At 52.0% G+C, this 9,642-nt stretch carries 6 protein-coding genes and 1 pseudogene; 6 read left to right on the forward strand and 1 reads right to left on the reverse strand.

The genetic code is table 11. The features are described 5' to 3' along the window. The 6 genes and pseudogenes from K0B01_13785 (at position 1) to K0B01_13810 (ending at position 7,219) form a co-directional block, all read left to right on the forward strand. Positions 1-431, forward strand: a pseudogene (locus K0B01_13785) (hypothetical protein). Positions 432-462: 31 nt separating this feature from the next. Then, entirely contained in the window at positions 463-3,564 is a 3,102-nt protein-coding gene (locus tag K0B01_13790) for an FAD-dependent oxidoreductase (GenBank protein ID MBW6487211.1), read from the forward strand. A gap of 40 nt (positions 3,565-3,604) precedes the next feature. Further along, positions 3,605-4,378 carry a hydrogenase iron-sulfur subunit gene (locus tag K0B01_13795; protein MBW6487212.1) on the forward strand — a complete coding sequence of 258 codons (774 nt, stop codon included), beginning with the start codon at positions 3,605-3,607 and terminating at the stop codon, positions 4,376-4,378. A 49-nt stretch (positions 4,379-4,427) separates the two neighbouring features. Further along, positions 4,428-4,886, forward strand: a complete 459-nt coding sequence (locus tag K0B01_13800; protein MBW6487213.1) for an NAD(P)H-dependent oxidoreductase subunit E — start codon at positions 4,428-4,430, stop codon at positions 4,884-4,886. A gap of 9 nt (positions 4,887-4,895) precedes the next feature. After that, positions 4,896-6,584: an SLBB domain-containing protein gene (locus K0B01_13805; GenBank protein MBW6487214.1), complete on the forward strand. Its 1,689-nt coding sequence runs from the start codon at positions 4,896-4,898 to the stop codon at positions 6,582-6,584. A gap of 20 nt (positions 6,585-6,604) precedes the next feature. After that, positions 6,605-7,219 carry a (2Fe-2S)-binding protein gene (locus tag K0B01_13810; GenBank protein MBW6487215.1) on the forward strand — a complete coding sequence of 205 codons (615 nt, stop codon included), beginning with the start codon at positions 6,605-6,607 and terminating at the stop codon, positions 7,217-7,219. Positions 7,220-7,314: 95 nt separating this feature from the next. Here K0B01_13810 and K0B01_13815 read toward each other — a convergent pair whose 3' ends face one another. Further along, complete coding sequence (locus tag K0B01_13815; GenBank protein ID MBW6487216.1) at positions 7,315-9,363, reverse strand: molybdopterin-dependent oxidoreductase; 2,049 nt, start codon at positions 9,361-9,363, stop codon at positions 7,315-7,317. Positions 9,364-9,642 lie beyond the last annotated feature (279 nt).

Here is a 9,642-nt window from a genome sequence, read left to right on the forward strand (position 1 = left end):
GGATGTGCGACTCTGTCTGTCCGTGGAATCGGGTGATCAAGTTCAGCATGCGCAAGCTCATCCGTCAGGCCACCTTCGGTTTGACGGAGATCGAAAGCGACGATATGTGGCGGTGCACCACCTGCGGGGATGGAAATCCTGTATTTCCCGGGCTGCTACTTGAACTATGATCCCCGCATGAAAAAGGCGGCGGTCGCCACCGTCAATATCCTCAACAAGGCAGGGGCGGGGGGCGGATCTGGATGGAGACTCCCAAGAGCGAGCGGTTTTCCGATCTGCGGTTGGTGCAGGCTCTGGAGGCAGGGGCCGAGGAGCTGGTAACGGCCTGTCCTTACTGCATCACCAATTTCGAGGACAGCCGCTTGAACATGCAGGATAGCGAAGCGCTGACGATTAAAGATATTACGGAGATTATCCAGGGATTGATTTAGAGAGAGAAAAAACCTGACAAGGACAGAGAAAATGGGCAAAGAAGCAGTGGCGGGACAGCCTTGCAAAAGTCTCACAGAAAGCAATTGGGGCGATGTGATGGTCGTCGGCGCAGGGATCAGCGGCATTCAGGCCGCCCTCGACCTTGCCGATATGGGGTTCAAGGTTTATCTGGTTGAGAAATCAACGACAATTGGCGGCAAGATGTCCCAGTTTGATAAGACGTTCCCCACGAATGACTGTTCCATGTGCATTGAATCGCCAAAGTTCATCGAATGCGACAGACATCCCAATATAGAGATCCTGACGTACACGGAAGTTGACAAAGTCAAAGGCGCCGCGGGGGCCTTCAAGGCCACCCTGATCAAGAAGCCCCGCTACGTTGATATGGACAAATGCACGGGCTGCACGGCCTGTTCCGAGTACTGTCCGGTGAAGGTCCCCGATCCATATAATCAAAAAATATCATTGAGCAAAGCAATCCACATCCGTTTTTCTCAGGCAGTGCCGCTTATCTCTTACATCGACCCGAAAGCCTGCCTTTACCTGAAAGACGAAAAATGCAGCATTTGCCTGGGAATATGTAAGAATGGCGCCATAGATTTTACACAAGAACCCGAGGAGCTGGAAATAAGCGTCGGGGCAATAGTTCTGGCGCCGGGTTATGAGATCTTCGATCCCGAGCCACGGGCCGACTACGGCTACGGTCAGATGCCCAATGTCATAACCAGCCTTGATTTTGAGAGGCTGCTGTCTTCCACCGGGCCTTTCGCAGGCGAGGTTCTGCGTCCTTCGGACAGGAAGTATCCCCACAAGCTGGCCTGGATTCAGTGTGTCGGCTCCCGACAGGTTGTCCCTGGCGGACACAGCTATTGTTCCGCTGTCTGCTGCACATATACCCAGAAACAGGTAATTTTAACCAAAGACCATGACCCGGCCGTCGAGTGTACGGTATTTCATAACGACATCAGGGCCTATGGCAAGGATTTCGAGCGATTCTACCAACGGGCGGAAGGGCTTCCCGGGGTGCGATTTATCAGAAGCTATGTATCGATAGGAAAAGAAATCCCGGACAGCAAGAATGTAACGATCCGGTACTCGACTCTCGAAGATGGGGTTAAGGAGGAGGAATTCAACCTGGTGGTATTGTCCGTAGGATTAACGCCGCCTGCGGGCGCCGTGGAATTTGCCGATAAATTCGGCATAGAACTTAATGCCCAGGGATTCTGTAAAACCAACCCTGTCAACCCGATGGAGACCACTCGTCCGGGAATTTTTGTAAGCGGCGCCTTTCAGGGACCGATGGATATCCCCGAATCGGTGATGGGGGCCAGCGGGGCTGCGTCCCTTTGCGGCCAAATTCTTGCCTTCCAGCGAGGTGACCTGGCCAGGGCAAGAATGTATCCCGCGGAAAAGGATGTCTCCAATGAGGAGGCGCGGGTGGGCGTTTTTGTGTGCCGCTGCGGGACCAATATTGGAAGAGTTGTGGATGTCCCCTCGGTGGCGGAATATGCTTCCACCCTGAAAAACGTCGTTCATGCCCAGGAAAGCCTCTTTGCCTGCTCTACCGACAATGCCCGGCAGATCTCGGATACAATCAGGGAAAAGGGACTCAATCGCGTGGTTGTCGCCGCCTGCACCCCCCGCACCCATGAGCCGCTCTTCCGGGATACGGTTCGGGAAGGAGGGATCAATCCCTATTTCTTTGAATTTGCCAACATTCGGGAGCATTGCGCCTGGGTGCACTCCCGCGAACAGGAATCTGCCACCAAAAAGGCGAAGGATTTGATCCGGATGTCGGTATCGCGGGCGGCGCTTTTGCAGCCGCTCCAGGAATTCGAGCTGCCCGTTGACAAAAGGGCTTTGGTGGTCGGAGGGGGCATCGCCGGCATGACCAGTGCGCTCGCCTTGGCCAATCAGGGATTTGAGGTTTATCTGCTGGAAAAGGACCAGGAACTGGGCGGGGTGGCGCGCAGACTTGCATCCACCCTGGAAGGTTTGGATGTTCAGGAATATTTGCGCGATACTATCCGCAAGGTTTATCAGCACCCCCTCATTCATGTATCCAAGGGCGCCGCCATCATGGAAGTTTCCGGGTTCGTGGGCAACTTTACAACCAGGGTGAAATCCGGGGGAAGCGTCAAGGAGCTGCATCACGGGGTATCCATTATTGCTATCGGCGCCGAAGAATATAAGCCTGCCGAGTACCTCTATGGCAAGGACGACCGGGTATCGACCCTGCTGGAATTAGAGGAAAAAATCGTCAAAAAGGAAGAAAGTCTGCTGAACGCTCAGAGCCTGGCGATGATCCAGTGCGTCGGTTGCCGACAGGCAGATCGCAATTACTGCAGCCGGGTCTGCTGCACCCAGGCTGTCAAGAACGCCCTGAAACTAAAAGAGATAAACCCCCGGATGGATATCCATATTCTCTTTCGGGATATGCGAACCTACGGGTTCAGTGAGGATTATTACCGGGAAGCGGCCAATCGGGAGATAAAATTCATCCGCTATGAGGCCAATGACAAACCGGTTGTGGAGGCCGCCGAGGAGGAGGGCCGGAAAATCCTCCGGGTTACCGTCGCCGATCCGATCTTGGGAAAGAAGCTGGCCCTCGATGCTGATTTCCTTGCTTTGGCCGCGGCCGTCACTCCGGCGGCGACGAGTGAAGAAATATCACAATTCTTCAAGGTGCCTTTGAACCAGGACGGCTTCTTCCAGGAAGCCCATGTAAAATTAAGGCCGGTTGATTTTTCTACGAGCGGCGTTTTTCTGTGCGGGATGGCCCATTATCCCAAGCACATCTCGGAGGCGATCAGCCAGGCTTATGGGGCTGCCAGCCGGGCGGTAACTGTGCTCTCGCGTGCGACGCTTATCGCCTCGGGCGCTGTTTGCGAGGTGAATGAGAACGAGTGCATCGCCTGCGGGGCTTGTCTTTCTGCCTGCACGGACGGCGCGATCGAGTTCCATGAGACGCCGCAGGGCAGCAGGGTGCGGGTCAACTCCATCCTCTGCAAGGGATGCGGGCTTTGCAACTCAAAGTGTCCTGTAGGCGCTATCTCCCTGAAACACTATACCAATAAAGAGATACTTTCCCAGATTAACGTGGCATTCCCATCTCCTGTAGAAGCGCAATAATGGGAAAAACAGGGATTACTGCCAAGGAATGGAGTTAAGAATGGCTAGTGGGCACAAGTTTGAACCGAATATTTTGGGGTTTTTATGCAACTGGTGCTGCTACGCAGGGGCAGATCTTGCCGGCGTTTCGCGTTATCAATACCCCTCCAACATAAGAATAATAAGATTGATGTGCTCCGGCAGGGTCGATCCGGAATTTATCCTTCAGGCCTTTGCCAACGGGGCAGACGGGGTTTTTATCGGCGGTTGCTGGCTCGGTGAATGTCATTATGGCGTGGAGGGAAATTACCACGCCTTGAGCATGATGCATATTTTAAGAAAATTGCTGAAACTGCTGAGGATTAACCCGGAAAGATTAAGGATCGAGTGGGTCTCTGCCTCCGAGGGGATCCGTTTCGCCGAAGTAGTAACTGACTTTACCCATAAGCTCGAAGAGTTGGGGCCCATCGGCGCGAGCGAGAAGATGAGCAGGTATGAATTGAATTTCCAACTGGAAACAGGGAAAACTTTGGTTCCCCAACTCAAGCTGGTCGAAAGGGAACGGCTGAGGGTTCATTTTGAGACAGTTGAAGAATATGATGAGTATTTTGCCAGCGACGCTGTCGAAACGATGTTTCGGGAATTGGTTGCAGAGAAATTGGCAATCGCCCAAATCATGTTTCTGCTGCGAAAAAGTCCCCTTTCCGCAGAGGAAATATCCAGTGCTTTGGGCATAAGCCCCTCTGACGTCTCGAGACACCTGAAGATTTCGGCAACGCAAGGCTTGGTCCGGTTCGATGAAAGCCGGAAGCGCTTTTCGCCCGTCTTGACGTGAAGGAGCATGCCTAAGGATCATGGGAAGGAAGAAGGTGAAAACAGTAGTTATGGATGACGCTAAAATCGATCAGATTGTTAATAAATATCAAGGTGATGCCGGCTCGCTGATCCAAATATTGCTGGAGATTCAGAAAGAACATCATTGGCTTTCCAAGGAAGTGCTGGAGAAGGTCAACAAGGACTTGCAAACTCCTTTACCATTCAGTAAACTACAGCATATAGCCAGCTTTTACAAGGCCTTTAGTTTAATGCCTAAGGGCCGCCACGAGGTGCAAATTTGCATGGGCACTGCCTGTTATGTGCAAGGTGCGACGCACATTCTCGAAGCGGTTCAAGAGATGCTCGGCATTAAACCGGGCGAAACCGACACGGAGATGAAGTTCAGTCTGGAGACAGTCAACTGCCTCGGCTACGGTGCGCCCGGTCCGGTAATGATAGTGGATGGAAATTATTACAGCAATATGACCCCCGACAAGGCAAAGGATATATTGAAAAACTACGATTAGAGGAAGATTATGCCGAGGATAAATTCACCTGCCGAATTGGAAGAAATCAGGAAGGGCATCTTATCGAAAAGAGATACCGATAAACCTTTTCTTGCGATATATAACGGAACCGGCTGTATCGGCCTCGGCAACGATAGCGTTATCAGCGCCCTTGAAAAAGAAATTGAAAAACAGGGGTTGCAAAACAAGGTTGATGTCAAAAGAACCGGCTGCCCCGAATTTGGGGAAAAAGGGCCGATAGTTGTTATTTATCCCGCAGGGATCTGCTATCTGGGGGTAACCCCGGAGGATGCCCCGGAGATTGTTTCGACTGTAGTGGGGAAGAAAATCATTGACCGGCTGCTCTATACTGATCCCCATACCGGCGAAAAAATCGTGCATCAGCAGGAAATACCCTTTTACAAAAACCAGTTGCCGCTTCTTAGCGGCAATAATAACAAGATTGATCCTGAAAGTATCGATGATTATCTGGCGATAGGCGGCTACGGTGCTTTAGTGAAAGCGCTTGGCATGTCGCCGGAACAGGTGATCGCCGAAATCAAGCAGTCCAACCTGCGCGGGCGCAGCGGCGGCGGTTTTCCTGCGGGCATCAAGTGGGAAGCGTGCCGCAAGGCTGAGGCGGAACCCAAGTATATTATCTGCAACTGTCATGAGGGTGACCCGGGCGCTTTTGTCGATCGCAGAATGATGGAAGGGAATCCTCACAGCATTTTGGAGGGTATGATAATCGGCGCCTATGCTATCGGGGCTACTGAGGGATATGTCTTTGTGGGGGATGAATTTCCCCTGACTGTAGAAAATACTCGGAACGCGATCAGGCAAGCCGAGGAGTACGGCCTGCTGGGTAAAAATATCCTGGGTTGCGGTTTTGATCTCAATATCCGGATTAGCATCGATGGCGGGGGCTATGTCTGCGGAGAATCGACGGCGCTTATGGCCTCAATGGAGGGCCGGGTAGGCGAGCCCATCACAAAGTACGATCACGCGACGGAAAGGGGTCTGTGGGCTAGCCCGACCGACCTGAACAACTTGCAGACATGGGCCAATGTCCCGCTTATAATCAACCGCGGCGCTGATTGGTATGGGAAGATTGGAACCCGCCGCAGCAAGGGAACGAGGGTTTTTTCGCTGGCCGGAATGATTAACAACAGCGGCTTGGTGGAAGTGCCGATGGGGACGACCTTTAGAAAGATTGTCTTTGATATCGGCGGCGGCATTCCGGGAGATAAAAAATTCAAGGCGGTCCAGGTGGGCGGCCCCCTGGGAGGTTTCGTGCCGGAGAGCATGCTTGACCTGCCGGTTGATTTTGAGGAATTGACGAAAGTCGGCTTGACAATGGGGCCTGGCTTGATTGTCACGGACGAGCATACCTGTATTGTTGATATGGTTAAATATTTTCTGAAGTTCCTTTCGAATGAATCCTGCGGGAAGTGCACCCCTTGTCGGGAAGGTCTCCGGCAGATGATAAAGATTCTGAATAACATTACCGAGGGCAAGGGGAAAAAAGGCGACCTCGATCTTTTGGAAAGGATCGCTGCGGCTCAGCAAGGGGCGGCATTATGCGCTCTGGGCAAGGGCGCCGCCAAACCACTGCTTGGCAGTCTTAAATATTTCAGGGATGAGTATGAAGCTCATATTGAGCAAAAACGCTGCCCGGCGCTTGTATGCAAGGCGCTGATATCTTCCACTCCATCATAATCCACAAGCGAGGTAAAAAAATGGGTGTAGTCACCTTGAAGATTGATGACAAAGAGGTAAAAGCAAAAGCGGGAATGACCGTTCTTGAAGCGGCGCAGAGCGCCGGCATCGCCATCCCTACCCTTTGTCATCATGAGAAGTTGAAACCCTATACTGCCTGTAGAATTTGCACGGTGGAAATAGAAAAAAAGGGCAGAATCAATCTCGACACTGCCTGCTCCTGCCCGGTAGAAGATAATTTGGTGGTAAGAACCAAATCGGAGAATGTAATCAATATTCGCAGAACCATTCTGGAACTGATGCTGGCCCATGCACCCGATGCGCCGGTTTTGCAGGCATTGACAGTGGAGTACGGGGCAGACAAAAACCGCTTTGGCAAAGAGCCTTCCTTTTGCATTCTTTGCGGCCTCTGTGTGAGATATTGCGCTGAAATAAAGAAGAAAAACGCTGTCACTTTTGTTGACCGGGGGACGACAAGAGAGATAGTTTTTGTGCCGGAGATAGCCGCCAAGGAGTGTGATAGCTGCAAGGAATGCTTCTCATTATGCCCGACATCGGCCCTGCAGTCCGCTTTCGTCCTGGCCGAAGCGTTTGCGTTTCCCAAGATTTCCCGGACGTCGGCTGAGGATAAATAGGAAACAATCTTTAGCGAGTTTTGTTAATCAAGAATCCCTGGCGACAGGGGCGGCCGGAGGCCGACCATTGAAGATCGGCCTCCGCTTTCGCTTTTCTAAACCTTTCTTATTGAACACATCAATGATTTCATATCCGGATAGCCCATGATGGGCTCCAGACAGTTAACATCGGTAAGCAGATTGACGTTGGCCTTGCCGGTCCAGCCGTGCGGCACAACCACCATTCCTTCGGCAACCCTGTCTTCCACGTGGGCTTTCATCGTCACCTTGCCCCGATTCGTTTCAACCTCCACTCCATCGCCATCCATAACCCCATACTGCGCAGCGGTAAGGGGACCCATTTCAAAGAAGGGCTCCGGATTCTTTTCATGCAGCTCGGCAATACCCCGGTGCTGGCTGTGGGTGTAATAGAGACTTCTTACCCCGGTAGAAAGAATCAGCGGATATTTCTTCAGCGCTGCCGGGGAACTGTTCACCGGACTTCTCAGCGGCTCCAGATAGGTGGGAAGCGGGTCGAACCCAACCTTCTCCAGCGCCTCGCTGTAGATTTCGATCTTTTTCGAGGGGGTTGAAAACTGATTGCTCTTGAAGCCGTATTCCTTCTGTTGATAGTAATCTCCTTCGGGCTTTTCATGAAGCAGGTAATCGAAGGAAAGGCCTGTCTTGGAAAGTTCAAAAGCCACAAGCTCTTCTTCCGTCTTCCAGGGAAAGAATTCGCCCAAGCCCAGTCTCAGGGCAAGTTCGGTAAGGAGCTTCCATTCCGACCAACTGTCGTAATACGGCTCAATGCATTTCTTCCGCAACATCAAAAAGGGCAGGCAGTGGCAAACATTGTAGGTATAAGCCACTCCCCATTTTTCGAGATGGGAACAGGCCGGAAGCACGTAATGGGCCTCCCGGGCGGTATCGGTCATGAACAGGTCGTGCACCACTAAAAGCTCCAGTTTCCGGAAAGCTTCCGTGAAGGCATTTGTATCAGGCATGGAGACAAGGGGATTGCCGCCTACCACAATGAATGCCTTCAACTTGTCGGGGATGCTTTCGGGAACCAGCGTCACCACCCCGTAGGGGCTTTTGCGGCCCCATACCTCAAAGAAGAGCGGATACTTATGTGAACCTATCGGATCCCCGTCCACACGAATCCCCGCGTTGCCAAAGGCAATGCGGGGGCTGATTGTCCAGGCGCCGGGAACATTGATGTTGCCCGTAATGATTTGCAGGATCGCGAAGGCGCGACTGTTCTGCGTGCCATTGGCCGTCTGATCCTGAGTGCAGGTGCCCTGAAAGATGCTTGCCCCTTTTGTGCCTGCAAACATTCGGGCCAGCTTCCGGATATCCTCCGCCTTGACCCAGGTGATCTTCTCCGCCCATTCCGGGGTGTATTGCTGCACATGCGGAACCAGCTTGTCGAATCCCATCGTGTACTTATCTATGAAATCCTGGTCATAAAGCTTCTCATTGATGATTACATTCATCATTGCCAAGGCCATGGCGCCATCCGTTCCCGGCCTGATCTGCATATACATGTCAGCGCGGTCGGCAAGCTTGATGCGCCTGGGATCAATGACAACCAGTTTGGCGCCCTTGGCTAAATTCTCCTCAAGGGCAAGCTCGAGTGGAAAATCCGATTGCTCGGGGTTGTGGCCCCAGATAATGTAAAGCTTGGAATCCAATTCTTCGGTAGGGTATTTGCCAAAGGTGATCTGGCGGGTGCGAATGCGCATTCGGTAGCAGACGCTTTCCACCGAGAAAAAATTGGGCGATCCGAAAGCGGCCTTGAACAACTGCACCAGGCTTGCCATCTCCAGATTCTCCACGCCGATTGAACCGGAGAAAACACCCAATACCTGGGCGCCAAACTGCTCCTTGAGACCCTTAAGTTTAGCCGCAATCTCGTCAAGGGCCTGATCCCACGAAATCTCCTGAAATACCCCTCCCACCTTCTTCAACGGGTGCTTTATCCGTGCCGGGTTGTACACATTATCCAGCGTGCCTAATCCCTTCGGGCAGAGCTGACCATGGTTGAGAGGATGCGACTCCAGACCCTCAACCTTTACTGCCTTCCCCTCCTCCACGGTGACTTTGCACCCGCAGCTATGGTAACATAGACTGCAATCCGTCAGCACTTCAACTGTTTGCGCCAATTTCCTGTCTCCTTTCTCTCTCTGTTGGTTTCCGAAACCCTGCCGGAAAATATCTTTCCTGAAACGACGCCCTCGCAAACAAAACCATTATATCTAAAGCAATATGCATGCCCATGGGAGAAAATAATTTTTTTGCATTTAATTTCATATAATTGAGCCAATTGCAAAACTATTTGTCATTCCCGAAAGCGGAGCTTAATGTACACAATGCTTCTATCGGGAATACGGTTTTTCAAGCAGTTAGAACCAGATTATGAACATTAAACTTCGTTTTCCCGC

Source organism: Syntrophobacterales bacterium, assembly GCA_019429105.1.
GTDB lineage: Bacteria > Desulfobacterota > Syntrophia > Syntrophales > UBA5619 > DYTH01.

Bases quoted from the DNA above. Each gene is read 5' to 3' on its own strand.
- K0B01_13790 (MBW6487211.1), top strand. From the start codon at position 463: ATGGGCAAAGAAGCAGTGGCGGGACAGCCTTGCAAAAGTCTCACAGAA.
- K0B01_13795 (MBW6487212.1), top strand. From the start codon at position 3,605: ATGGCTAGTGGGCACAAGTTTGAACCGAATATTTTGGGGTTTTTATGC.
- K0B01_13800 (MBW6487213.1), top strand. From the start codon at position 4,428: ATGGATGACGCTAAAATCGATCAGATTGTTAATAAATATCAAGGTGAT.
- K0B01_13805 (MBW6487214.1), top strand. From the start codon at position 4,896: ATGCCGAGGATAAATTCACCTGCCGAATTGGAAGAAATCAGGAAGGGC.
- K0B01_13810 (MBW6487215.1), top strand. From the start codon at position 6,605: ATGGGTGTAGTCACCTTGAAGATTGATGACAAAGAGGTAAAAGCAAAA.